The following is a 23922-nucleotide window of genomic DNA, read 5'->3' as shown; positions in this document are numbered from 1 at the left end:
GCCTCCCCGGACGTCCACGTACCTCACGCGGTCAAACGTGTTCCAACAAAGATGAACACTAGCGCGTGCCGCTCAGCGGTGGAAGGAACGGGTACGGCGACGCCTCAGGCGGTGGCGATCTTCAGCTCCACCCAACCGGTCTCGGTCAGATGGTGCAGCACGGCCTGCACCGCGTCCGCCACGCTCAGGTCGGTGGTGTCGAGCACCAGATCGGCGTCGGTCGGCTCCTCGTACGGGTCGTCGATGCCGGTCATCCCGGTGAGCAGGCCGGCTCGCGCTCGCGCGTACAGGCCCTTGCGGTCCCGCCGCTCGCACACCTCCAGCGGAGTAGCCACGTGCACCAGCACGAAACCCGATCCGGCGGCGAGGGCCATCTCCCGGGCGGTGGCCCGGGCCGCCGCGTACGGGGCGATCGGACAGCAGATGCCCACCCCACGGTGCCGGGCGATCTCGGCGGCCACCCAGCCGATCCGCCGGACGTTGAGATCCCGGTCGGTCTTGCTGAAGCCCAGCCCGGCGGAGAGTTCCCGGCGTACCACGTCCCCGTCGAGCAGGGTCACCGTGCGGTCGCCGCTCTCCCGTAACGCGTCCGCCAGCCCTCGGGCGATCGTCGACTTGCCGGAGCCGGAGAGACCGGTCAGGAAGACCACCAGCCCTCGCTGCCGACGCGGCGGCCGGGCCCGGGCCAACTCCCGTGCCACAGCGGGCGGGGTGTGCCACTCCGGTAGCGGGAAGCCCCGGTCGAGCAGGTCGTCGATCTCCGGCTGGGTCAGCGCGAGCCGGCGGTTGCGCGGTGGGATGTCCTCCCGCCAACGCCACTGCCCGTCCCGGTTGTCGTAGGCGAGTTCGCGCGGCACCAGCACCCGCAGCCCGGCGCCGGAGAGCATCTCCCCGGTGGAGAGCAGGTGGGTGACCCCGTACGCGGCCGAGACCCGGGCGCGCAGCAGCGCGTCGCTGATCTCCTCGCGTCGATGCGACAGCGGCACCGCGACCAGGGTGGCGGGTGGCATCCGGTCCCGTGCGGCGAAGATCGTACGGACCAGCGCCTCCGGCGGGAGCCCGTCTGCGCCGCCCTCGCCCACCGGGATCATCACGAGCAGATGAGCGGCCAGGGTGCGGGCGGCGTGGGCGATCTGGGCGAGCTGTGGACGATGCAGCGGCCGATCGGCAATCACCCCGAGCACCCGGCCCGGGGGCAGCAGCGCACGAACCTCCTCCGGGTTACGCCGCAGTCGCTGGAACGGACCGTGCCCACCGTCGCCCAGCCGCCGAACCTGGCCGCCCACTCCCGCCACGCCCTCGCGGACCGGCCAGACGTCGGCCACGTCCAGGGCGGCCACCGGGGCGCCCTCCCCATCGGTCAGCACGAGCGCCCGGCGGGCCGGGTCGCGCGGATCAAAGCTCTGGGCCAGGGCGGCCGGCACCTGCAGAACTACCGCGACCTGCCACGGTGTGCCGTCGGCCAGTCGGCCGCGTCGGCTGACCGAGACCAGGTCGGCGCGGGTCATGAAACCGGTCAGAGGGGCGTACGCGCCGGTCAGCAGCAGCTCCAGATCCGCGAGCTCACCGGGACGTGGCGTGTACGCCGGTGCGTCCCGTAGCACCTCGTCGGGCAGCACCCAGCCGTTGCTCATCCACACCCCCCACTCGCTGACCGGCACACAGTTTCGCAGCCGACCGCCCATCGGTCGAGGGCGCCACTCCAAGACCCCCGCGGGCGGATCAGCGCTTGATCCGCCGGCCTACCGCCGACCGCACCCGGTTCCACACCTTCCGCTCGTCGCGGATCCGGGGTCGAGAGCCGTCGGCCCGGCAGATGAACACCAGCGGCAGTCGGGCGTCCTCGGTCCAGCCCACGTTGGTGATCCGGGCCTTGAGCTGCCAGCTGCCCCTGGTCCGGCCGCCGTTGAGGGCGGCGAAGTCGATCGTGGCGGTGGCCCGGTGCACCAGGTGGACGGTGTCCGCTCCGGTCGTACCGGTGATCCGCTCGGTCTGGAAGGTGTTCGGAATAAAGATCTCGGCACCGGTCTCCCGGTGGCGGGCCACCAGGTCCAGGCGGGCCTTGCGCACCTGCGCGGTGGCGTCGAGGACCTCGGGGGTGACCTCCTCCATCGGCAGCATCAGCACGTCGCGGCCATCGTCGGCGCGGAACCCGACAGGCTGGTCCGCGGCGCGCAGCTCGGCGGCGACGGTCACCGTGACGGCGTGGTCGACACGTTGGAATTCGTTGACCGTGCCGTGCGCGGCGATGCCTGCCTCCCAGCGGGCAAGCCTGCGCAGGTCCGCGACGCGCCCCTGCTCCGCCAGGTACGCCACGGCTCGGAGCAGGGGTGGCAGACCACCGGCGACGCCCGGGGCGAAACGGTCCTGGATGATCTTCTGGATCTCCAGCGCGACCTGCTCCAGCCACGCCTCGCGGGCGTTCAGCAGCCGCTTGCCGCGCAGCCGGCTGAGCATCTCGTTGCGCAGCCAGCGCCGGTGCAGCCGGTCCCGCAGCGGACCCGGCTCGGTGTTGGCGTCCACGACGTCCAGCGCCTCCCGCACGCTGGCGAAGTAGCTCGCCGGGTCCAGCTCGCTCGCGGTGACGTTGCGCGCGTCGCCCCGCTGGACGTGGTGGTAGCAGACGTAGTCGGACAGCACTGAGGTGCGCCGGGACAGGAAGTAGGCCCGGATGACCAGTGAGTGGTCCTCCAGCCGACGCTTGCCGCCCTCCGGGAACCGCAGACCATGCTCGTTGAGGAACGACCGCCGGAACAACTTGTGACAGGTCAGGCTGTCGACCAGTGGGGAGTTGCCGAGGGTGGCGTCGAAGCGGTTCTTGCGGAACAGCTCCCGGGGCACGGGACGTCCGTACCCGGCCATCTTCCCCACCACGATGTCGGCGTCGTTCGCCTTCGCGCAGGCATAGAGCCGCTCCAGTGCCTCGTCGGCGAACCAGTCGTCGTCGTCGGCGAAGAAGACGTACTCGCCGCGGGCGTGGTCGACTCCGAGGTTGCGCGGACGCGACGGCCAACCGGAGTTCTCGACGTGCAGCACCTTGATGTGCGGGTGCTCGGCGGCCAGCCGGTCCAGCCGCTTCGCGGTGTCGTCGGTCGAGCCGTCGTCGACGAAGATGGCTTCGAACTCGTCGGCGGGCAGCGACTGCCGCAGCAGCGAGGCAGCGAGCTTCTCGATGTGTGGGCCGCAGTTGTACGCCGGCACCACGACGCTCACCTTGGGGACGCCCACCTCGGCCATCAGGATCCCTCCCGCGTCGTCGGTCGATCACCGGGCGGGTCGACGCCTGGTGAACGGGAGGTGAATGGTGTCACCCTGGACGGGTCTTTCCCAAGGCGGGGTCAGGTCGAACGCGGGACCGGCGGAAACGTCCCGGGAGCCCTCAGCGAGGGACCTTAGGGGTCCGGCGGGGAAAGGATCAGGGGAGGGCCGGGGGCGTGCCGGTGTCCCTGCTGGGCATCGACTCCCTACGCTGGGCGCGTGACACTGATCGCGACCCAGTCGCTCACCAAGACGTACGGAGGTCGGGTCACCGCGCTGGCCGACCTCACCGTCGCCGTCGAGCCCGGGATCATCGGCCTGGTGGGCGCGAACGGCGCCGGAAAATCCACCTTGATCAAGATCCTGCTCGGCCTGATCGCACCAACCGGCGGTCAGGTCTCGGTGCTCGGCATCGACCCGACCGCAGACCCGGCGGCTGTCCGCAACCGGGTCGGCTACATGCCGGAACACGACTGCCTCCCACCGGACCTGTCCGCCGCCGAACTGGTCACCCACCTTGGTCGAATGAGCGGCCTTCCCCGCACCGCGGCTCGCGAGCGAGCCTCGGAGGCGCTGCGGCACGTGGGGCTCTACGAGGAGCGCTATCGTCCGGTCGGTGGCTACTCGACCGGCATGAAGCAGCGCGTCAAGCTGGCCCAGGCGCTGGTGCACGACCCCGACCTGCTGTTGCTGGACGAACCGACCAACGGCCTGGACCCGGCCGGGCGCGACGCCATGCTGGCCCTGGTGCACCGGATCGGCACCGAGTTCGGCATCTCCGTGCTGGTCTGTTCGCACCTGCTCGGCGAGGTGGAGCGGATCTGCGACACGCTGATCGCCATCGACGGCGGTCGGTTGCTGCGCGCTGACAACATCTCCGCGATGACCTCGGCCACCGACGTGCTCGCCGTGGAGGTCAGCGAGGGCACCGAGGAGCTCGCCGCCCGGCTCGCCGAGCTGAAACTGCCTGTCGCCCGGGACGGGCGACTGCTCCTCGTGCCGCTCGCCGACGACGGCACCTACGACCTGATCCTCGGTGCGGTCGCCGAACTGGACCTGCCACTGCACCGACTGGACCAGCGCCGGCACCGGGTGGCCGAACTCTTCGCCACGAGGGAGCTCACTCATGCCTGAGCCGTCCACCGCCGCCGTGCGCCCCACGCCGACCGGCGTCATTCACGACATCGGCTATCAACGCTACGAGGGCCCGAGGCTCGGCCGCCGGCAGGTCTTCGGCGCGCTCTACCTGCACGGTCTGCGTACCGCGTTCGGTTTCGGTCGCAGCGCCAAGGCCAAGATCTTCCCGTGGCTGGTGGTCGGCATCGTCACCCTGGTCGCCGTGGCCCTGGCCGCGGTACGCAGCCAGATCGGCGAGCCGGTCGCCACGTACGCCCAGTTCGCCGACGCGATGAGCTGGCTGGTCATCTTCTTCGTCGCGGTCGTCGCTCCGGAGCTGGTCTCCCGGGATCTGCGCAGCGGCGTGCTGCCGCTGTACTTCTCCCGGCCGCTGCCGCGTTCCGACTACGCGTTGGCCAAGCTGCTGGCGCTGGTCACCGCACTCTGGCTGCTGCTCGGCGGGCCGCAGCTGCTGATGTTCCTGGGCGCCGCGTTCACCACCAAGCAGGGCATGCGCGGGGTGTGGAACGAGCTGCTCGACCTGCTGCCCGGGCTGCTCTACGCCGGGCTGTGGGCGGTGGTCTTCGCCTCGGTCGGCCTGCTGGTCGCGTCGCTGACCGGCAAGCGCGCCTTCGCCGCCGGCGGCGTGGTCGCGGTCTTCCTGATGACCACCCCGATCGTGGGCGTGCTGAGCATCCTGCCGTCGCGCGCCGCTAACGAGCTGGCCGGGCTCGCCTCCCCCTCCACGCTGGTGCAGGGAGTGGGCATCTGGTCGCTGGGTGACCTGCTGGTCGAGGGCGATCCGGGCGAGATGATGATCGGCGGGTTCGGCCCGGTCTACGCCCTGGCAGCGGTGCTGCTGGTCGCCGGCGCGACCGCCCTCCTGCTGGCCCGCTACCGGAAGGTCGCCTCCTGATGAGCACGCTGAGCCTGACCGGGGTGTCCCGGTGGTACGGCAACGTGGTCGCGGTCAACGACATCAGCATGGCCCTGGGGCCGGGCGTGACCGGGCTGCTCGGCCCGAACGGCGCCGGCAAGACCACGCTGCTGCACATGATGGCCGGGTTCCTCGCCCCGTCGCGCGGCACCGTCACCCTCGACGACGAGCCGACCTGGCGCAACCCCGACGTCTACCGGCGGCTGGGGCTGGTCAGCGAGCGGGAGGCGGTGCAGGGTTTCCTCACCGCGTACGAGTTCGTGCTGGCCAGCGCGAAGCTGCACCGGTTGCCCGATCCGGCGGCCGCGGCCCGACGGGCGATTGATCTGGTGGAGCTGGAGTCGGCGCAGGACCGCCGGATCGGCACGTACTCCAAGGGCATGCGCCAGCGTGCCCGGGTGGCCGCCGCGCTGGTGCACGACCCGCAGGTGCTGCTGCTCGACGAGCCGTTCAACGGCATGGACCCGCGCCAGCGGCTGCACATGATGCAGCTGCTGCACACCCTGGGTGACGCTGGCCGGACGATCCTGTTCAGCTCGCACATCCTGGAGGAGGTCGAGCAGGTCTCCGGAACGGTGCAGGTGATGGTGGCCGGCCGGTTGGCCGCCTCCGGCGACTTCCGGACCATCCGCCGCTTGATGACCAACCGCCCGCACGTCTTCGCGGTGCGCTCCACCGATGACCGGGCGTTGGCCGTCGCGCTGATCGCGGAGGCGTCGGTGAGTGGGGTCGAGTTGGACCCGACCGGCTTGACCGTGCGGGCCGGTGACTACGGCGCGTTCACCCGGGCGCTGCCCCGGATCGCGCTGAACAAAGGCATCCGGGTGCGCCAGCTGGTGCCGTCCGACGAGTCCCTGGAGAGTGTCTTCTCCTACCTGGTGGAGGCCTGACATGTCGACAGTTACCTGGATCACCGCGCGCGGGTTGTTCGGTCGACGTCGGTTCCTGCTGCTGCTACCGCTGCCGTTGGTGCTGCTCGGGCTGGCCGTGCTCTGCCGGTCGCTGGGAGTGGACCCGGGCCAGTGGGGGCCGCCGGTGCTGGTCGGCCTCGGGCTGGCCGTGGTGCTGCCGGTGGTTGCGCTGATCATCGGAACGGGCGTGCTGGGCGCCGAGATCGACGACGGCACCGTGGTGCACATCCTGACCAAGCCGCTGCCGCGCTGGCAGATCGTGCTGCCGAAGCTCGCGGTGGCCGCCGGGGTCACCGCGGTCACCGTGGCGGTGCCGCTCTACGTCGCGGGCGTGCTCGCCGACTCGGTACGCCTCGGACTGGCGCTGGCGGTCGCGGCGGCGCTCGGCGCGCTGGCGTACTCGGCGTTGTTCCTCGCGCTCAGCCTGGTCACCAGGCGGCCGGTGCTGCTCGGGCTGGTCTACGTGCTGATCTGGGAGGGGCTGCTGGGCAACTTCGTCAGCGGCACCAAGGTGCTCTCCATCCAGCAGTACGTGATCGCCCTCGCCGACCGGATCGCCCCCACCGGGCTGCTGGAGACCAGCGTGTCGGTGCCGGTGGCGTCGGTGATGACCGCGCTGGTCAGCGTCGGCTTCACAGTGCTCGCCATCGACCGCCTGCGCTCGTTCAGCGTGGCCGGCGAGACGAGCTGACGGCGGTGCGAGACGCTGTTCCGGCCAGCCCCCGCGCAGCGGTAGGGCTGGCCGGATGGACCGGTCGGGCCACCTCGGGCCAGGCTGGTGGACGTGAGCGTCGAAGCGGAGCGGACGTCGTTGGCTGAGCCATACTCCCGGAGCAGCCGGCCGTGGCTGACCAGCCTGGCCGTCGCCGGGCTGGCCTGTGCCACGGTCGCCACGGCGGCTCAGGGCAGCGGCCAGTTCCACTGGTGGGCGGTGTTCATCCTGATCCCGGCCGCGTTGATCGCGGCCAGCGGTGGGCCGTTGCTGGCTCGCGGTGGCGGCCGGGCCTTCGCCGGGTACATGCTCGCCTGCGTCGGCACGATGGTCTTCGCGGTCGGCGCGCTGCTGATGTTCGGCGTGATGGGGCGGGGTTGGCCGCTCATGGTGGTGCTGCCCTGCCTGGCGGTGGCCGGCACCTACGGCTGGCGCGCGGCCCACCCGCTGGCCCGGGGCCTGCACCGGGCGGTGGCCCTGCTCGCGCTGACCGGAGCACTGCTCGGTCTGACCCTGCAACTGATCCGGGTGGAGCTGATCCACCTGGAGACCGGTTGGTGGGGTGCGTTCCTGATGCTGGCCGGGGCCATCGTGCTGGGCAACGCGGGGGAGTTGACCCGGCACCGGATGCCGTACCGCCTCCAGGCGATCACCCTGCTGGTCGGGCCCGCCGTGATCGCGTTCCTGCTCGGGCTGCGCTTCCTGCGCGGCTGGTGACCCGCCGGTCCGCCGCCGCCCGAGCGGGCGGCGGCGGACCCCTGTCAGAAGGCGCAGGCGATGACCAATTCCGGGGTACGGTCCGGGAGCAGGTCGAGTTTGCCGATCCGGCCCGCCGCCCGTAGGTCGTCGGCGACCAGCGTGAGCTGCTCCAGCAGCGCCGCCGGGCCGAGCGCCTCCGCCAACGGCACCTCCGCCTTCATCGACAGCTTCCGCTCCGACTTGGCCCGTCGCACCTGGCTCAACGCGTCACCGGCGAGCCGCAGCAGCGCCGGGTCACCCGAGCCCTCGATCGTCCGGGCCACCTCGTGGGTGGTGGGCCACGGCGCCTGGTGCACCGAGCCGTACCGCCACCACGACCAGACCTCCTCGGTCACGTACGGCAGCACCGGGGCGAACAACCGCAGCTGCACCGACAGCGCCGAGGCCAGCGCCGCCCGCGCGGAGTCGGCCGCCGCGCCGGTGCCGTAGGCCCGCTCCTTGACCAGCTCGATGTAGTCGTCGCAGAACCGCCAGAAGAACGCCTCGGTGACCTGCAGGGCCGCCGTGTGGTCGTACGAGTCGAAGGCGGCGCCCGCGGCGGTGACCACGGTGGCCAGCTCGGCGAGCATGGCCCGGTCCAGTGGGGTGGTGGCCGACAGCTCCAGGTCGCGGCGTGGCGTCAGACGCGCCGAGCTGGAGTTGTCGTACGGGGCGCGCAACGCGTCCGCAGCGCCCAGCCCGAGCGCGAACTTGGACGCGTTGAGCAGTTTGGTGGCCAGTCGCCGGCCGACCTTGATCTGCGCCGGGTCGAAGGCCAGGTCCATGCCGGGCTTACCGCTGGCCGCCCAGTAGCGCACCGCGTCCGAGCCGTGCTGCTCCAACAGGGCCAGCGGGGTGACCACGTTCCCCTTGGACTTGGCCATCTTCTTGTGGTCCGGGTCGAGGATCCAGCCCGAGAGCACTGTGTCCCGCCAGGGCAGCACCCCGTGCTCGAAGTGCGAGCGGACCACGCTGTCGAAGAGCCAGGTTCGGATGATCTCCTGCCCCTGCGGGCGGAGGTCCATCGGGAAGACCCGGGCGAACAGGTCCGGGTCGGTCTCCCAGCCACCGACGATCTGCGGGGTCACCGAGGACGTGGCCCAGGTGTCCAGCACGTCCGGGTCGCCGATGAAGCCGCCCGGTCGCCCGCGTTGCGACTCGTCGTAACCGGGCGCCGGATCGCTGGATGGATCGACCGGCAGCGCGGACTCGTCCGGCGTGAGAGGGTGGGACCAGTCCGGCTCGCCAGTGTCGTCGAGCCGGTACCACACCGGCACCGGCACCCCGAAGAAGCGTTGGCGGCTGACCAGCCAGTCCCCGTTGAGGCCGCCGACCCAGTTGTCGTAGCGGTGTTTCATGTGCGCCGGCACCCAGTGCAGCTGCTCGCCCCTGCCCAGCAGCGTGGCTCGCAGAGCCTCGTCCCGGCCGCCGTTGCGCAGATACCACTGTCGAGTCGAGACGATCTCCAGTGGCCGGTCGCCGCGTTCGTAGAACTTGACCGGGTGGGTGATCGGGCGCGGCTCGCCGATCAGGTCACCGGCGTCGGCCAGCATCCCGACGATCTCCCGGCGGGCGCCGTTGACGGTCTGCCCGGCCAGCGCCGCGTACGGCTGGGCCGGCACCCCGTGCGGCGGCTCGGGGAGCAACCGACCGTCCCGGCCGATCACCACTCGGGTGTCCAGTCCCAGCTCACGCCACCAGGTCACGTCGGTCAGGTCACCGAAGGTGCAGACCATCGCGACGCCGGTGCCCTTGCCGGGCTCGGCGAGGGGATGGGCGTACACGGGCACCTCGACGTCGAACAGCGGGCTGCGCACGGTGCCGCCCACCAGGTCGGCGTACCGCTCGTCGTCGGGGTGGCAGACCAGCGCCACACAGGCCGGTAGCAGCTCTGGCCGGGTGGTGTCGATGAGCACCTCACGCCCGTCGGCCGCGGTGAACCGCAGACGGTGGTACGCGCCGGGGCGCTCCCGGTCCTCCAACTCCGCCTGGGCGACAGCGGTGGCGAAGCCGACATCCCAGAGGGTCGGCGCCTCCGACTGGTACGCCTCGCCGCGGCGCAGGTTGCGGACGAACGCCCGTTGGCTGGTGGTCCGGGCGATCCGGCCGATGGTCGTGTACGTCAGGGACCAGTCCACCGAGAGCCCGAGCCGCCGCCACAGCGCCTCGAAGGCCTGCTCGTCGGTGACCGTCAGCCGTTCGCACAGCTCGATGAAGTTTCGCCGGGAGATCGGGGTGGGGTTGCGGCGGGCCGCGTCGTCGACCGGACCCGCCGGTGGCCGCCACACCGGGTCGTACGGCAGTGCTGGATCACAGCGCACCCCGTACACGTTCTGCGCCCGACGCTCGGTGGGCAGCCCGTTGTCGTCCCAGCCCATCGGGTAGAAGACGGCCTTGCCACGCATCCGCTGGTACCGCGCCGTGGTGTCGGTGTGGGTGTACGAGAAGACGTGCCCCATATGCAACTCGCCCGATACGGTCGGCGGCGGGGTGTCGATCGAGAACACGTCGCTCCGCTGCTTCGAGCGGTCGAACGCGTACGTGCCTTCCTCCTGCCAGCGGCGTGCCCAGCTCTCCTCGAGCCCGTCCAGGGTCGGACGCTCGGGAACGCCGGCGCGGGCCGTCCTCGCCGTATCGGTCATCCTGCGATCGTAGGCACGTAGCGGGTGCGGGGCGACGTAGTTGCGGCCGAACACACCGGCTGGCGGTTGTGGCCGCGACCGGCCGGCCCGGCTAGATCAGCGAGTCACGCCACTGGCGGTGCAGGGCGGCGTACCGGCCGTCGGCCTCGGCGAGCACGGCGGGTGGGCCGTCCTCGACGACCCTTCCGCCGTCGAGGACGAGCACCCGGTCGGCAGTCTCCACTGTGGAGAGGCGATGTGCGATCACCAGTGCGGTGCGGTCGCGCAGGATGGTTCCGAGTGCCCGCTGCACCAGACGTTCCGTCGGCACGTCCAGCGACGACGTCGCCTCGTCCAGGATGAGCACTGTCGGGTCGGCCAGGAACGCGCGGGCGAACGCCACCAGCTGCCGCTGCCCGGCGGAGAGCCGGCCGCCGCGCCGGTGCACCTGAGTGGCGTACCCCTCGGGTAGTGCGGCGATGAAGTCGTGCGCGCCGATCGCCCGCGCGGCGGCCTGGACGGCGTCGTCGTCGGCCCCCGGGCGACCGAACCGGATGTTCTCCGCGACGGTTCCGCTGAAGAGGTGGTTCTCCTGCGTCACCAGCACCACAGCGCGGCGCAGGTCGGCGTCGCGTACGTCGCGCAGGTCGACCCCGTCCAGCCGGACCGTGCCGGTGTCGGGGTCGTGGAACCGGGCGACAAGCTTCGCGATCGTCGACTTGCCCGCCCCGGTGGGGCCGATCAGCGCCACGGTCTGCCCGGCCGGCACTGTCAACTCCAGCCGGCAGAGAATCGGGGTGTCGGCCCGGTAGCCGAAGCCGACCGAACGGAAGATCAACTCACCGCGGCCGGGACCGGTCGGCAGCGGTGTGGGCCGGGCCGGTTCGGCGACGGCCGGTCGTTCGTCGAGCACCCCGGCCAGCTTCTCCAGCGCGGCGGTGGCCGACTGCAACGAGTTGTAGAACTGGCTCAGCTCCTGCATCGGCTCGAAGAAGCGGCGCAGGTAGAGCAGGAACGCCGCGAGCACACCGATCTCGGTCTGCCCGCCGAGCACCCGCCAACCGCCGTAGCAGAGCACCACCGCCACGGTTACGTTGCCGATCAGCTTGATCGCGGGCGAATACGTGGCGATCAGCCGGAACGCGTGCAGGCTGCTCCGCCGGTAGTCGTCGCCGAGCGCCACGAAGATCCGTTGGTTGCGAGGCTCCCGGCGGAACGCCTGCACCGCCCGGATGCCCCGCATCGACTCGACGAAGTGCACGATGACCAGCGCGACCGCGTCCCGGGTCCGTCGGTACGCGCTGGCCGACGACCGGGCGAACCAGCGGGAGAGCCAGAACAGGAAAGGGAAGGCGAACAGCGTCACGGCCGCCAGCGGCAGGTCCAGCCAGAGCAGGATGGCGGCCACCGACAGGATCGAGAGCCCGGCCAGCACCAGGCTGTCGATCCCACCGTCGACCAGCTCGGCGATCGAGTCCAGGTCACTGGTGAGCCGGGAGACCATCCGGCCGGACGTGTACCGCTCGTGGAAGCCCACCGAGAGCCGCAGGAAGTGCCCGAACACCCGCTGCCGCAGGTCGAGCAGGACGGCCTGGCCGATCCGGGCGGAGAGGGTGAGGAAGCCGCGGCGGGCCGCGTACTCGGTCACCGCGGCCACCGCGAACGCCCCGGCAACGGTGACCAGCGGGCCGGCGTCGCCGGCGCGCAACGGCGGGATGGCCCGGTCGATGCCGATCATGACCAGGTACGGGCCGGCCATCGCGGCGGCGTTCTGGGCCAGCAGCAGCGCGACCGCCGCGGCGAGACGCCTCCGATGCGGCCGGAGCAGACCGCCCAGCAGGGTGCGGCTGAGCCGGCGCAGCCGGGCCACGGCCTCGGGGCTGGTGTCCTCGGCTCGACTGCGGTCAGCCTCAGGGTCGGTGGCGGTTCCGCGCCAGCGGGTGAGCTCGGGCTCCTCCTCGGGAGGTGGGTCGGCCTGCTCCGGCACGCTCACGAACGCACCAGCCCCCACCCGTCCGAAGGGGACGAACTCGGGCCACTGGCCCCAGCCGGCGGTGGGCGCCCCGCGGGCGGCTCGGCGGCGAGCAGTGCCCGGTACGCCGGAACGGTGGCCAGCAGGTCGGAGTGCCGACCGGTCGCTGTGATCCGCCCGTCCTCCAGCAGGGCGACCCGGTCGGCCAGCGCGATCGTCGACGGCCGGTGCACCACCAGCAGCGCGGTGCTGTCGCGCAGGACCCGCCGTAGCGCCGCCTCGACCAGGGCCTCGGTGTGCACGTCGAGGGCGGAGAGCGGATCGTCCAGCACCAGCACCGCCGGTCGGCCGAGCACGGCCCGTGCCAACGCGAGCCGTTGCCGTTGCCCGCCGGAGAGGGACAACCCCTGCTCGCCCACCCGGGTCGCCAACCCCCAGGGCAGGTCGTACGCGAAGTCGGCCTGGGCCAGCGCGAGGGCCGCATGGATCTCGTCGTCACCGGCGTCCGGGCGACCCAGGGTGAGGTTCTCCCGCACCGACATGGAGAAGAGGGTGGGCTCCTCGAACGCCACGCCGACCAGCCGGCGCAGCGAGGCCAGCCGCAGCTCGCGCAGATCGTGCCCGTCCAGGGTGATCCGGCCGCTGGTCACGTCGTGCAGCCGGGGCACCAGGGAGAGCAGGGTGCTCTTGCCGGAGCCGGTGGCGCCGACCAGGGCCAGCGTCTCGCCCGGCTCGATGGTCAGGTCGATCTCGCGCAGCACCCCCGTGGTGGCACCCGGATAGCTGAACGCGACCCGCTCGAAGCGCAGCCGACCGTGCACCGCGTTGCGCGGCAACGCGACAGCGCCGGCAGAATCCACGATCTCCGGTGGAGTGTCCAGCACCTCCTGGATCCGGTCGGCGGCGGTGGCCGCCTCCTGACCGTTGGCGATGATCCAACCCAGCGACTGCACCGGCCAGATGAGCATCAGTTGGAGACTGACGAACGCGACCAGCTCGCCGATGGTGAGCGCGCCCTGCGCGGCGGCGGCCGCCCCGGCCGCCAGCACCACGCCAAGGGTCACGTTGGGTACCAGGTCGAGCAGCGCCGAGGTGTTCGCCAGCAGCCGCCCCTTGCCGACGCCCGTGTCGTGCAGGCGGCGGGCCGCACCGGCGAAGCGAGCGGCCAGTTCGGGCCCCCGCCCGTAAGCCTTCATGGTGCGCAGGCCCTGCGCGGTCTCCTCGACCAGCGTCGCCACGTCGCCCTGCTGATCCTGCATCCGGCGGGACGCGGCGTGGTAGTGCCGGCCGAACCGGCGACTGATCAGCAGCAGTGGCACCGCGCTGGCCGCGACCAGCACCCCGAGCGCCGGGTGCAGGTTGATCAGCAGCACCACCACGACCACGTACGTGGTCAGGTTGAGCACCAGGAAGAAGACGCCGAAGGAGAGAAACCGGCGGATCACCGACAGGTCGCTGGTGATCCGGGAGAGCAACTGGCCGGACTGCCAGCGGTCGTGGAAGCTGGTCGGCAGCCGTTGCAGGTGGGCGTAGACGTCGGCGCGCAGCGCCGCCTCCATGCCCACCGCCGAGGACGACTGCACCCACCGGCGGATGAAGATGAGCACCGCCTCGACGACGCCGAGCAGCAGCGCCAGACCGCCGAGCTGGAGCAGCCCGGCCGGTTCGTGTCGGGCCACCGGCCCGTCCACGACCCGCTGCACGACCAGTGGTACGGCGATCCCGGCCGCGGTGCCGGCGAGGCCCGCGACGAGCAGCCAGGCGAACTCGGCGGCGTACGGGCGCAGGTAGGGGCGCAGCCGCCAGAGGTTGTGCACGGGGTGGGTGCCCGCGGCGGCCCGGGCGGCCGGGTCGCCGTCGCTCTCCACAGGCACTACCCGACGGTAGCGTCAATGAGTGTCGATGCTCCTGTCAGCTTGTTGTCAAGCGTCGCTCATGACCGAGAAGCCACTTCTTCACGTCCAGCCCCCAGCGGTAGCCACCGAGCGTGCCGTCGGTGCGAAGTACCCGGTGGCAGGGCACGAAGAGGGCTGCCGCGTTCCGGGCGCAGGCGGCCGCGGCGGCCCGCACCGCCGGTGGTCGACCGGCCAGCGCGGCGTACCCGGTGTAGGTGACCGGGGTGCCCGGCGGCACCTCGCGCAGCACCTGCCAGGCATGCGCCATGAACTCTCCACCGGTGCGTTGACGCACCGGCACCGCGTCGATGGCGGCGAGGTCACCGTCCAGGTAGGAGTGGACCGCCGCACTGACCGGGCCGAGGTCGGCCCGCTCGCGTAGCGGTGCCCGCAGGGCCGGGTGGACCAGGGGCAGCAGCGCCGCCGGGTCCGGGGTGAAGCCGGCGGCCCGTACGTCACCGTCGGGGCCGGCGAGGATGCTCAGTGGGCCGGCCGGTGTGCTCAGTACGGTGCTGTCGATGTTCATGCCGCTCTCCAGAGTCTGATCGTGGCGTAGGACCGCCAGGGACGCCAACGCTCGGCGTACCTGTCGAGGGTTGGTTGGGTGTCGGGCAGGCCGAGTGCGGCGGCGCCGCGCCGGACCGCGAGGTCGGAGCTGAGGAGGACGTCCGGGTCGCCGAAGGCGCGCATGGCCAGGTAGTTGGCGGTCCACGGGCCGATGCCGGGGAGCGCGAGCAGCCCCCGAACGACCTCCCCCCGGTCCGTTCCAGCGGCGAGGTCGACAGACCCGTCCACCACGGCCCGAGCCAACCCCCGCAATGCCTCCCGCCGCCCCACAGGCATCCCGAACCCCGAGTCCGGCAGGCCCAAAAGGTCCTCCGCGCTCAAAAACCCCCGCAGCTCACCCCGTTGATCATGAGGTTGACCTGGGGTTCGATCTTCATCGGCCGGGTCAACCTCATGATCGACGCGGTGGGAGAGGAGGCGGGTGAGGGTTGTTCTTGCGGAGGTCACCGAGACCTGTTGGCCGATGATGGCGCGGACGGCCTGCTCGAAACCGTCGACGGCGCGGGGGACGCGGATGCCGGGTTCGGCGGCGACCACCGGGGCCAGCGCCGGGTCGGCGGCCAGCGTTGCGTCGATGGCCGCCGGGTCCGCGTCCAGGTCGAGCAACCGGCGGCAGCGGGCCACCGCAGGCGCCAGGTCGCGCAGGTCGGCGAGCCGCAACGTCGCCGCCACGTGCCCGTCCGCCGGGGTCAGCGCCACCTGGCCGGTGCCGTGCGGCAACCGCAGACCCCGGTGGTACGCCCCGTCGCGGACGGCCTCCACACCGGGCAACGCCCGCACCGCGAGGAAGTCCAGCAGCGCCCGGGCGTGCAGCGGCGGGCGGTACGCCAGCCGGAGCGCGATGGTCCCCGCCCCGGCCGGCGCCTGCTGGCGGCCACGGGCCGTGCGCAGGTCCGACGGGGCGCTCGCGTACACCTCGCGAAGCGTGTCGTTGAACTGCCGCACGCTGCCGAAGCCGGCGGCGAACGCGATCTCGGCCATCGCCAGGTCGGTCGTCTCGATCAGGATCCGGGCGGTCTGGGCGCGCTGGGCGCGGGCCAGCGCGAGCGGCCCGGCGCCCATCTCGGCGCTCAGCATCCGGTGCAGGTGCCGCTCGGTGTAGCCCAGCCGGGAGGCCAACCCCGGTACGCCGTCCCGGTCGACAACCCCGTCGGCGATGAGCCGCATCGCCCGACCGACCACGTCCGCGCGGACGTCCCAGAGCGGGGAGCCGGGCGCGGCGTCCGGCCGGCAGCGACGGCAGGCGCGCAGCCCGGCGCCCTGCGCGGCGGCGGCGGACGGGAAGAATCGGACGTTCTGCCGCTTCGGTGTGATCGCCGGGCAGGACGGCCGGCAGTAGATCCCGGTGGACGTCACACCGGTGTAGAACCAGCCGTCGAACCGCTGGTCACGGCTGTCCACAGCCCGGTAACACCGCTCGAAGTCCATCTCCATGTCACCGATGATGCCCCGCTCGACCGGTCATCGGCTGGCGGGAATCGGACCTGGGTGTGCGCGCCGAGCCTGCGGTCAGCGGCGGCGTCGGTGCGGCTGACCGGACCGGCCGGCGCGGGAGCCCTGACTGGTTCGGTCGGCCTGGCCGGCGCGGCCCGACCGGTTGCCCTGGCCGGCGCGGTTGGCCTGGCCGGTCAGCAGGGCCGATCGGAACACGCCGTCCGGGTCGTACCGCTTCCACAGCCGCCGGACCCGGGCCCCGGTCTCGCCCGGGTAGATCCGGGCGAACGCGGCCGGGTCCGGCCGGCTCTCGAAGTTGACGTACGCGCCGTCGGCGCGTGCCCCGGCGGCCCGCCAGGCGGCGTTCAGCGCGGCGTCGGCCTGCGGCGGAAACACCGAGGCCACGATCAGCGTGTCCTGGTGACGATGCGGGTACGCGGTCGCGTCGGAAGCGACGTCGTTGACCGCCCCACCCAACGAGCGGAGCTGGATCACCGCCCGCCCCGGCCCGGTCACCGCTCGCGTCACGGCCCGCGCCCCGGCGTCGTCCAGCGCGGTGAACAGACCGTTGGTGGTCGTGCCACGCTGCTGCCCGACGTTGGGGTTGAGGTGCGCGGTCGGCACCAGCGTCGGGTAGGGCAGCAGGTCGGTCCGGTGTTCGAGCACCTTGCCGATGGCGAGCAGCGGCTCCACCGCCGGCCGGGCCCGGCGCAGGCTCTCGGCGGCCACCACGGCGGTGATGGACATGAGGACCGACCGACCCTCGGCGTACACCACGGCGGCCGCTGACAGCTCCCGTGGGGCCTGCGCGAGGTAGCTCGTCCACTCCCGGACGGTGCGACCGTCCGGATGCGCCTCGACGACCAACTGCGCGACACCGACGTTGCGCTGCTCGGCAGCCTCGATCTCGAAGGCCACCACGATCCCCGCCCCGGCCCCGGCCCCGCGGATCAGCCAGAACAGCTCCGGCTCGTGGTCGGCGTCAGCGCGTACCAGCGTCCCGTCCGCCAGCACCACCTCGACGGCGCGGACCCTGTCGATGGTGAGGCCGTGGGCGCGGACCAGCCAGCCGACACCACCGCCGGTGGCCAGGCCGCCGACGCCGACACCGCCGTAGTCACCCGAGCTGATCACCAGGCCGTACGGGGCCAGCGCCTTCGCGACGTTCGCCCAGCGGGCCCCGGCCTCGACCCGGACCAGCCCGGCCCGCTCGTCGATCACCTGAACCCGGTTGAGCATGGAGAGGTCGATGACCACCCCACCGTTGTTGGAGGAGGCCCCGGAGAAGCCGTGCCCGCCGCTGCGGACCGCGATGGGCAGCCGCTGCTCCCGCGCGTAGCGGAGCGCGTCGACCACCTGCGCGGTGGTCTTCGGCAGCAGCACGGCAGCCGGCGACGCCGACCTGGTGTACGTCGAGCGCAGGTTCGCGTACCGGCGGTCGCCGGGCGTGACGATCTGCCCCCGGAGGGAGTCGGGCACCCGGGCCATGGCGGTGCTCATCGTTGCCCCCGCAGCTCGCACCGCGGGTGTCCGGGATCGGTCATGGCCCAAGAATGAGCGGGCATGCCGGCCTCGACAAATTCGGTGGACCAATGCCCGCCGGTCGCCGCAGCGCGCGACGCTCGCCGGTACGGGGAGCGTCGCGCGAAGGTGACCGGAATCTCCTGGGTTGACCGGTCAGGCCGGGGCGGAAGAACCACCGACCTGACCGGTGATGCTCAACGTGACGGGCTCGGCGTGACAATCGGCCGTCCCGGCACACCGGGCGGGCCCAGCGGAGTCGTCGGGGTTGGTGAGACAGTCGGTCGGCCCGGTACACCGGGCGGGCCCGGCGGAGTCGCCGGGCTCGGCGTGACAGTCGGCCGGCCCGGGACGCCGGGCGGGCCCGGCGTGATCGACGGGTCCCCGGGCGCGCCTCCGGGGCTCGGCTCGACCGTCGGCACCGCGGTGGGCGCGGACGGGGTGGGTTCGGGTGGGCTGGGCACTGCCGCCGGACCGGCCGGGCTGGGCACGGCCGGGGGAGGTCCGTCCGAGCCGGTCGCGGCCAGGGCGAGCGGGGTGGCGATCAGGATCGCCGCCAGGGTGCTCACCGCCCCCACCGCCACCGTGGCGCGACGTCTGTTGCGCACCCGCCGTTCCGCTCGGCTCAACTGGTCATGCACGATCGGTGCCTCCTCGGCCAGGTCGGTGAGGGTGGAGCGGATGAGGTGCTCGAAGGGTTCGGTCATCGCCGTACCTCCAGCATGTCGACGTCCGGCAGCAGGTCGCGTAGTCGCTTCACCGCTCGATGGGTACGGCTGCGCACGGTGCCCACCGAGCAGCCCAGCAACTCGGCCACCCGGGCTTCGGGCAGGTCCTCGTAGTAGCGGAGGACCACCACCGCCCGCTGCGTCGGTGGCAGGTGGCGCAGCGCGGCCCGCATCGCCAACCGCACGTCGGAGCCGCCGCTCGGGTCGCCGCCGACCGGTTCGTCCGCCGGGTTGAGCGGTGTCTCCCGCCACCGGCGAAGTCGCCGCCACCAGCTGATCTGCTCGCGGTACATCACCACCCGCAGGTAGCCCTCGGGATCGGCGTGCCGGATGGTGCCCCACTTCGGGATGGTCCGCGCCAACGCCGACTGGAACAGGTCCTCGGCGGCGTTGCGGTCCCCGGTCAACAGGTACGCGACCCGCATCAGCGCCGGAGTCCGGCTGCCGACGAACTCGGCCAGCCGCGCGCGCTCGTCCTCGTCCACCCACCACCCCCGTTTCGTTGTCACAGATACAGACGTCCCAGGTCATCGTCGCTATCCACGATCGGTGGGGTTTTTCGGCCCGAAAGTGTCGGTCGTGCCGGGTAGCGTCCGGCCACCAACTGAAGAAGGGGTGCGGCGGATGACGAGCGTGGCGGGTTGGGCGGCGGCGTCGACAGCGGGTGCGTTCCCGCCGCTGCCCCGCGCGGTGGCGCAGTCCTTCTACCGCCGGATGCGGGCTGTCGCGCCGGCCGCCGTGGGCGCCATCGAACGGGACCGGGCGGGCGACCCCGAGCAGAGCTTCCCCGACACGGCCTGCGGCCGGTTGGCCGGCTCCCTTGACGACGCGGGCCTGCGGGCGCTCGGGATGTGGACGCACCACTGGTGCATGCGCTTCTACGACGACGACACGAGGGTCGGCCGGCGGTTGATCCGCGAGATCGCCGCGCGGCCGGGGCTGGGTTGGACGGCCGACGAGGTGCGCTGGATGCTGCGCGAGTCGGTCTCGGCCGGCCCGGCCGCCGCCGACCGGTTCACCCTGCCCCGCGCCGCCGCCGGGCAACTGACGCCGGCCGACCGTCGAGCCCTGGGCCGTTGGCCCGAGGTCGAGGTGCCCCGCCAACGGCGGCCCGACCAGGCTGGTTGATCATGAGGCTGGCGCGGCCCGACCACCACCTGCGCGTGGCGGTCGGGCCCCGCACCGAGCAAACCGGAGACCGGCTACGGCAGGATGGACGCCGCACCGCCCCCGACGGAAGGACGCTTCGATGCCCGCCAGCGAACCGACCATCATCGCCACCAGCATGGGCTTCTTCCGGGGCGACCGCGGGCCCTACGACCTGCGCCCCAGCCCGGTCTTCGAGCTGGCCGCCGAGTTGGCCGAGGCCGGTCCGCAGCCGCGGGTCTGCTACCTCGGGCAGGCCGTCGGCGACCAGCCCACCTCGCTGACCGCCGTCTACGGCGCGTTCGCCGACACCCGGTTCCGGCTGTCACACCTCGCCCTGTTCCCGATGCCGAACGTCGAGGACGTCCGCGCCCACCTGCTCGCCCAGGACGTGATCTGGGTCGGCGGCGGCAGCGTGGCCAACCTGGTCGCGGTGTGGCGGGTGCACGGGCTCGACGAGATCCTGCACGAGTGCTGGCAGGCCGGCGTGGTGCTGGCCGGCGTCTCCGCCGGCTCGATCTGCTGGCATGTCGGCGGTGCCACCGACAGCTTCGGCCCCCGGCTGCGCGGCTTCACCGAGGGCCTGGCCTGGCTGCCGTACGGCAACGGGGTGCACTACGACAGCGAGGGCCAGCGCCGCCCGCTCATGCACGAGCTGGTCGGTGACGGCACGCTCCCCACCAGCCACTGCACCGACGACGGCGTCGGCCTGGTCTACCGGGGCACCCGGCTGGTCGAGGCGATCGCAGACCGCGAGGGCGTCTCGGCGTACGAGGTCAGCCGCGGCGCGGACGGCAGCGTCCGGGAGGCTGTCATCGCCCCCCGCCTGCTCGGCTGAGCGTCACGCCTCGTCGACGGCCTGTCGGCGGCGGAGCACCGCGTCGAAGACCTGCGCCAGCTCGGCGGCGTCCTCCCCGGCGTGGTGCGTGTGCGGCAGGTCGTGCAGGCCCAGCTCCTGCTTGATGGTGCCCTTGCGGGTCCGGACCCACTCGCTGCCGGTCAACCCCATCCAGTAGCTGCGGAGATCAACACCGGAGCCGGTCGCACCGAACGGGCTGTGCCCGACGAAGCGGACGAAGTACCAGTGCACGAACATGCCGTCCCAGACGGCCGGGGCGGCGAGGAAGACCGGACGGCCGACCCGGCGCAGCCCGTTGACCCAGGCCGCCGCGGCGGACATCGCCTCCTGCGCGGTGGGCGCCTCCCGCAGCAGCCGGTCCCGGTCCAGGCCCGAGACGGCCAGCGCCGCCGGGACGAACTCGTCGGAGATGGGACGCAGCTCGGTGTAGAAGGTGAGGTCCGGGCGGCCGGCCACGGCCATGCCCAGCGAGATCATGCTGTACGGCCCGGGGATCGGCCCGTCCGCCTCCACATCGACGGCGATGTACAGCTCAGGCAATGTCGAGGTCATCTCACCTCCAGCAGCGGAACATCGAACCGGGAGATTAGCAACGCCTGCCGCCGTGCGGGGGGAGCGACGATCGACCACCTGCGCAGTGCCGAATCGGAGCCGCCTGGACCGGCCCGGCCGGGACCGGCGTAAGCTGGCCCGTCGTGAGTCTCACCATCGGCATCGTCGGCCTGCCCAACGTCGGCAAGAGCACGCTTTTCAACGCGTTGACCAAGAACGACGTGCTGGCGGCGAACTACCCGTTCGCCACCATCGAGCCCAACGTCGGCGTGGTCGGGCTGCCCGACGAGCGGCTGGGCAAGCTGGCCGAGATCTTCTCCTCGCAGAAGGTGCTGCCGGCCCCGGTGTCGTTCGTCGACATCGCCGGCCTGGTCCGCGGCGCGTCAAAGGGGCAGGGCCGGGGCAACGCCTTCCTGGCCAACATCCGGGACGCCTCGGCGATCTGCCAGGTCGTCCGGGCCTTCTCCGACCCGAACGTGGTGCACGTCGACGGCAAGATCTCCCCGGCCGACGACATCGAGACGATCAACACCGAGCTGATCCTCGCTGACCTGCAGACCCTGGACAAGGCGCTGCCCCGGTTGGAGAAGGAGGCCAAGCTCCGCAAGGACCGGGCCGCCGCCGTCGCCGCCGCGAAGGCCGCGATCGAGGTGCTCGACGGTGGCACCACCCTCTACTCCGGGGCCGCCGCCGCCAAGATCGAGCTGGAGCACCTGCGCGAGCTGCACCTGCTCACCACCAAGCCCTTCCTGTACGTCTTCAACGTCGACGAGGCCGAACTGGCCAACGAGACGTTCCTCGACGAGCTGCGCGCCCTGGTCGCCCCCGCCGAGGCCATCTTCATGGACGCCAAGATTGAGTCTGAGCTGGTGGACCTGCCCGAGGAGGAGGCCCGCGAGCTGCTGGAGTCGATCGGGCAGAACGAGCCCGGCCTCAACCAGCTCGTCCGGGTCGGCTTCCGCACCCTCGGCCTCCAGACGTACCTTACGGCCGGCCCCAAGGAAGCGCGCGCCTGGACCGTCCCGGTCGGCGCCACCGCGCCGGAGGCCGCGGGTGTCATCCACAGTGACTTCCAGCGCGGCTTCATCAAGGCCGAGGTGGTCTCGTACCACGACCTGGTCGAGCACGGTTCGATGGCGGCGGCCAAGGCTGCGGGCAAGGTCCGCATCGAGGGCAAGGAGTACGTCATGCAGGACGGCGACGTGGTGGAGTTCCGCTTCAACGTCTGAACCTCTCCTGTAGTCGCGGGTCAGGCGGTTGGGGGAGATCGGCGAGTCGGTCGCGCGAGGCCGACCGACTCGGACGTTCGCCGGCAGGTAGGGTGCGTGCGTTTGTGCGCGGCCGAAGACCTGGAGGAGCGACGTGGGCGCGAAGACAGCCCTGCTGGCATTCGCCGATGGAGATCTGCGTCCCGCGTTGTACGGCGCGACGCGATCGGAGCTGTCCGAGACCGAAACGCTGGTACGTCAGATCCATCCGGGGCCGAGCTGTACTGCGACCGGCGACTGGTGCTCGACCGTCCGTCGGAGCTGCCGGAGCACCTGCGCGAAGCGGGGGCGGGCAGGCGGATCATCATGCACGGGATGCACTCGGTCGTGGACTGGCTCAGTTTCGCGGTCTGGGAAGACGGCCTGCTCATCAGGTCGCTGAGCCTGTCGCCCGACGGCGGCATCCGGGAGAACATCGGCAAGCCGTACGACTTCGAGCTGCCCTACTGGGCAGGCGAGCATCCTGTTGAGCCCGTACCGGGGTGGCCCAACCAAGCACCGTACCCATTGCCGTTCCATCCCCTCGCGCTGGGCGAGCAGGCATTGCGCGCGCTGTTCGGCTTCGTCGTCGAGGGGCACCCCGAGTCGGACGACATCGACGCCGAAGCTGTTCACCTGCACGGCTTCCGCGTGACCGACCCGTCCGGCGAGGAACAGGCCGCGCGTGAAGCCGCATACGCGCAGGCACGGCGGGCCATGAGTTCGCCGCGGAGGTTCCGGTTGGGACCGGACGGGGCGATGCACGAGGTCAGCCTCGAAAGCTCCTGATTCGCCTGTCCCTCGGCCGGCAGAGTGTCACCCATCAAGTGCTAGCCGTAGTCTCGTTCGCACGATGCGTACAGAGAGAGAACCGCTAGACGGCCGGATGCCACGAGAGCTCGCTCGTCGGTGGACAGCTTCCAGTTATCAAACGGTTCGCGGTCACGTTGGTACCGGTACACCACCACCCGGCAGTTACCGCTCGCCTTGCTGGCTCCTTCACCCTCAAGGAGTCGGTCCCAAACTGCGACGGATCCATCCGTGGGTTGAAGGGTAAGCGCAGGGCCTGAAAAGACCCGTGCTGGATCCGTGTGGCCGGGGCCGATGTAGAAGTACTCCAGGTTGCAGTTGCAGTTGCCCTGACCGCCCTGACCCACTTGCCGGTACGCGGGATCCATCTGCACCTGATCCAGATACCGGTGCGCATGCTTTGGGCCGTCCGGGAGCAGCACAAGTGCGCCAAGGCAGCACAGGAGCCCTACCACCGAAGAGCCGGCTAGGACGCAACCAATGATGATCCCGGCCGCCTTGCGCTGGCTCATGATTGGCCCCTTCGTGCTCGGAGCAGGCAGGCTACCAATCCACTGGTCAATTGCTCGCCGGCTGGTGCACAGCTCGTGTGCGTTCGGGTTTGCGAGCCTTGAACCGGGCGATCGGTTTGACACTGGTGCGGGCTACCTCGGTGACGAGTTGGTCGCCGTCGTGGACGCGGAAGGTGATGTCGGCGGCTTCGACGGTGAGCGTTGCTCCGAAGTGGACGAGGCCAACATGGATACGTTGGCCGGCGATGACCAGGGATCCCTGGCAGCTGGCGCGGCGTTCAACCCGTACCGGTTCTGAACTTGGGGTGGGCCGTGGTCCGGCGGTGGGCGTCGTGGATACGGGCGATCTTCGTAGCGCTGAGCGGGCTGGGCAGGCTGCACAGTAG

21 protein-coding genes are annotated in these 23922 nt (G+C 71.7%); 10 read left to right on the top strand and 11 right to left on the bottom strand.

The window, feature by feature from the left end:
- Positions 1-104: 104 nt before the first annotated feature.
- Positions 105-1634, bottom strand: coding sequence for an adenylyl-sulfate kinase (gene cysC, locus MED15_RS31245; RefSeq protein WP_112583809.1), 1530 nt, complete (start codon positions 1632-1634; stop codon positions 105-107).
- Positions 1635-1722: 88 nt separating this feature from the next.
- Positions 1723-3237 (bottom strand): glycosyltransferase family 2 protein, encoded by a 1515-nt coding sequence (locus MED15_RS31240; protein WP_112737649.1) that lies wholly within the window; start codon positions 3235-3237, stop codon positions 1723-1725.
- A 240-nt stretch (positions 3238-3477) separates the two neighbouring features.
- Between MED15_RS31240 and MED15_RS31235 the strand changes: the two genes are divergently transcribed.
- The 5 genes from MED15_RS31235 to MED15_RS31215 all read left to right on the top strand — a co-directional run bounded on the left by MED15_RS31235 (position 3478) and on the right by MED15_RS31215 (position 7651).
- On the top strand, positions 3478-4392 hold the full coding sequence (locus tag MED15_RS31235; protein WP_112737647.1) for an ABC transporter ATP-binding protein: 915 nt from the start codon (positions 3478-3480) through the stop codon (positions 4390-4392).
- Positions 4385-5290 carry an ABC transporter permease gene (locus MED15_RS31230; protein WP_112583759.1) on the top strand — a complete coding sequence of 302 codons (906 nt, stop codon included), beginning with the start codon at positions 4385-4387 and terminating at the stop codon, positions 5288-5290. The genes MED15_RS31235 and MED15_RS31230 overlap by 8 nt, the downstream gene beginning before the upstream one ends.
- Positions 5290-6201, top strand: coding sequence for an ABC transporter ATP-binding protein (locus MED15_RS31225; RefSeq protein WP_091406310.1), 912 nt, complete (start codon positions 5290-5292; stop codon positions 6199-6201). Before MED15_RS31230 ends, MED15_RS31225 begins: the two co-directional genes overlap by 1 nt.
- A 1-nt stretch (position 6202) precedes the next feature.
- A complete protein-coding gene (locus MED15_RS31220) occupies positions 6203-6913 on the top strand; it encodes an ABC transporter permease subunit (RefSeq protein ID WP_112583758.1) in 711 nt (236 codons plus the stop codon).
- 93 nt (positions 6914-7006) lie between these two features.
- Complete coding sequence (locus MED15_RS31215; protein ID WP_112583808.1) at positions 7007-7651, top strand: hypothetical protein; 645 nt, start codon at positions 7007-7009, stop codon at positions 7649-7651.
- Positions 7652-7695: 44 nt separating this feature from the next.
- Here the strand turns inward: MED15_RS31215 and valS are convergent, their stop codons facing one another.
- From valS to MED15_RS31175, 8 genes are all read right to left on the bottom strand, one after another.
- Complete coding sequence (gene valS, locus MED15_RS31210) at positions 7696-10314, bottom strand: valine--tRNA ligase (protein WP_112737682.1); 2619 nt, start codon at positions 10312-10314, stop codon at positions 7696-7698.
- Between the two features lie 91 nt (positions 10315-10405).
- A complete protein-coding gene (locus MED15_RS31205; RefSeq protein ID WP_112605040.1) occupies positions 10406-12286 on the bottom strand; it encodes an ABC transporter ATP-binding protein in 1881 nt (626 codons plus the stop codon).
- The gene (locus MED15_RS31200; RefSeq protein ID WP_112583757.1) at positions 12283-14139 is read right to left on the bottom strand and encodes an ABC transporter ATP-binding protein; all 1857 of its coding nucleotides are present in this window, start codon (positions 14137-14139) and stop codon (positions 12283-12285) included. Before MED15_RS31200 ends, MED15_RS31205 begins: the two co-directional genes overlap by 4 nt.
- A 37-nt stretch (positions 14140-14176) precedes the next feature.
- Positions 14177-14686, bottom strand: coding sequence for a methylated-DNA--[protein]-cysteine S-methyltransferase (locus tag MED15_RS31195; RefSeq protein WP_112583756.1), 510 nt, complete (start codon positions 14684-14686; stop codon positions 14177-14179).
- Complete coding sequence (locus tag MED15_RS31190) at positions 14683-16161, bottom strand: DNA-3-methyladenine glycosylase 2 family protein (RefSeq protein ID WP_112698514.1); 1479 nt, start codon at positions 16159-16161, stop codon at positions 14683-14685. Before MED15_RS31190 ends, MED15_RS31195 begins: the two co-directional genes overlap by 4 nt.
- 75 nt (positions 16162-16236) lie before the next feature.
- A complete protein-coding gene (locus tag MED15_RS31185; protein WP_112605016.1) occupies positions 16237-17661 on the bottom strand; it encodes an FAD-binding oxidoreductase in 1425 nt (474 codons plus the stop codon).
- Between the two features lie 218 nt (positions 17662-17879).
- Positions 17880-18389, bottom strand: coding sequence for a hypothetical protein (locus MED15_RS31180; protein WP_112583753.1), 510 nt, complete (start codon positions 18387-18389; stop codon positions 17880-17882).
- Positions 18386-18895 (bottom strand): SigE family RNA polymerase sigma factor, encoded by a 510-nt coding sequence (locus tag MED15_RS31175; RefSeq protein ID WP_112583752.1) that lies wholly within the window; start codon positions 18893-18895, stop codon positions 18386-18388. The genes MED15_RS31180 and MED15_RS31175 overlap by 4 nt, the downstream gene beginning before the upstream one ends.
- A gap of 139 nt (positions 18896-19034) precedes the next feature.
- Between MED15_RS31175 and MED15_RS31170 the strand changes: the two genes are divergently transcribed.
- Positions 19035-19538, top strand: a complete 504-nt coding sequence (locus MED15_RS31170) for a hypothetical protein (protein ID WP_225855414.1) — start codon at positions 19035-19037, stop codon at positions 19536-19538.
- Between the two features lie 121 nt (positions 19539-19659).
- Positions 19660-20394, top strand: coding sequence for a Type 1 glutamine amidotransferase-like domain-containing protein (locus MED15_RS31165; protein ID WP_112583751.1), 735 nt, complete (start codon positions 19660-19662; stop codon positions 20392-20394).
- A 3-nt stretch (positions 20395-20397) separates the two neighbouring features.
- Here MED15_RS31165 and MED15_RS31160 read toward each other — a convergent pair whose 3' ends face one another.
- Positions 20398-20967 (bottom strand): exonuclease, encoded by a 570-nt coding sequence (locus MED15_RS31160; protein WP_112583750.1) that lies wholly within the window; start codon positions 20965-20967, stop codon positions 20398-20400.
- A 143-nt stretch (positions 20968-21110) separates the two neighbouring features.
- Between MED15_RS31160 and ychF the strand changes: the two genes are divergently transcribed.
- The 3 genes from ychF (at position 21111) to MED15_RS33705 (ending at position 23834) form a co-directional block, all read left to right on the top strand.
- Positions 21111-22196, top strand: a complete 1086-nt coding sequence (ychF, locus tag MED15_RS31155) for a redox-regulated ATPase YchF (protein WP_091406282.1) — start codon at positions 21111-21113, stop codon at positions 22194-22196.
- 279 nt (positions 22197-22475) lie between these two features.
- Positions 22476-23003 carry a DUF6928 family protein gene (locus MED15_RS31150; protein WP_244220638.1) on the top strand — a complete coding sequence of 176 codons (528 nt, stop codon included), beginning with the start codon at positions 22476-22478 and terminating at the stop codon, positions 23001-23003.
- Positions 23004-23504: 501 nt separating this feature from the next.
- Entirely contained in the window at positions 23505-23834 is a 330-nt protein-coding gene (locus tag MED15_RS33705) for a hypothetical protein (protein ID WP_167457768.1), read from the top strand.
- Positions 23835-23922 lie beyond the last annotated feature (88 nt).

Origin of the sequence: Micromonospora noduli (genome assembly GCF_003264475.1) — a bacterium.
Lineage (GTDB): Bacteria > Actinomycetota > Actinomycetes > Mycobacteriales > Micromonosporaceae > Micromonospora > Micromonospora noduli.
The sequence above is the reverse complement of the archived record's forward strand: the minus strand, read 5'-3'. Positions and strand labels throughout refer to the sequence as shown.

Excerpts from the sequence above, each read along its gene's own strand:
- MED15_RS31220 (WP_112583758.1), top strand. The coding sequence starts at position 6,203 with ATGTCGACAGTTACCTGGATCACCGCGCGCGGGTTGTTCGGTCGACGT.
- cysC (WP_112583809.1), bottom strand. The coding sequence starts at position 1,634 with ATGAGCAACGGCTGGGTGCTGCCCGACGAGGTGCTACGGGACGCACCG.
- MED15_RS31225 (WP_091406310.1), top strand. The coding sequence starts at position 5,290 with ATGAGCACGCTGAGCCTGACCGGGGTGTCCCGGTGGTACGGCAACGTG.
- MED15_RS31180 (WP_112583753.1), bottom strand. The coding sequence starts at position 18,389 with ATGACCGAACCCTTCGAGCACCTCATCCGCTCCACCCTCACCGACCTG.
- MED15_RS31160 (WP_112583750.1), bottom strand. The coding sequence starts at position 20,967 with ATGACCTCGACATTGCCTGAGCTGTACATCGCCGTCGATGTGGAGGCG.
- MED15_RS31240 (WP_112737649.1), bottom strand. The coding sequence starts at position 3,237 with ATGGCCGAGGTGGGCGTCCCCAAGGTGAGCGTCGTGGTGCCGGCGTAC.
- MED15_RS31185 (WP_112605016.1), bottom strand. The coding sequence starts at position 17,661 with ATGAGCACCGCCATGGCCCGGGTGCCCGACTCCCTCCGGGGGCAGATC.
- MED15_RS31230 (WP_112583759.1), top strand. The coding sequence starts at position 4,385 with ATGCCTGAGCCGTCCACCGCCGCCGTGCGCCCCACGCCGACCGGCGTC.
- MED15_RS31165 (WP_112583751.1), top strand. The coding sequence starts at position 19,660 with ATGCCCGCCAGCGAACCGACCATCATCGCCACCAGCATGGGCTTCTTC.
- MED15_RS31195 (WP_112583756.1), bottom strand. The coding sequence starts at position 14,686 with ATGAACATCGACAGCACCGTACTGAGCACACCGGCCGGCCCACTGAGC.
- MED15_RS31190 (WP_112698514.1), bottom strand. The coding sequence starts at position 16,161 with ATGGAGATGGACTTCGAGCGGTGTTACCGGGCTGTGGACAGCCGTGAC.
- valS (WP_112737682.1), bottom strand. The coding sequence starts at position 10,314 with ATGACCGATACGGCGAGGACGGCCCGCGCCGGCGTTCCCGAGCGTCCG.
- MED15_RS31170 (WP_225855414.1), top strand. The coding sequence starts at position 19,035 with ATGACGAGCGTGGCGGGTTGGGCGGCGGCGTCGACAGCGGGTGCGTTC.
- MED15_RS33705 (WP_167457768.1), top strand. The coding sequence starts at position 23,505 with ATGATGATCCCGGCCGCCTTGCGCTGGCTCATGATTGGCCCCTTCGTG.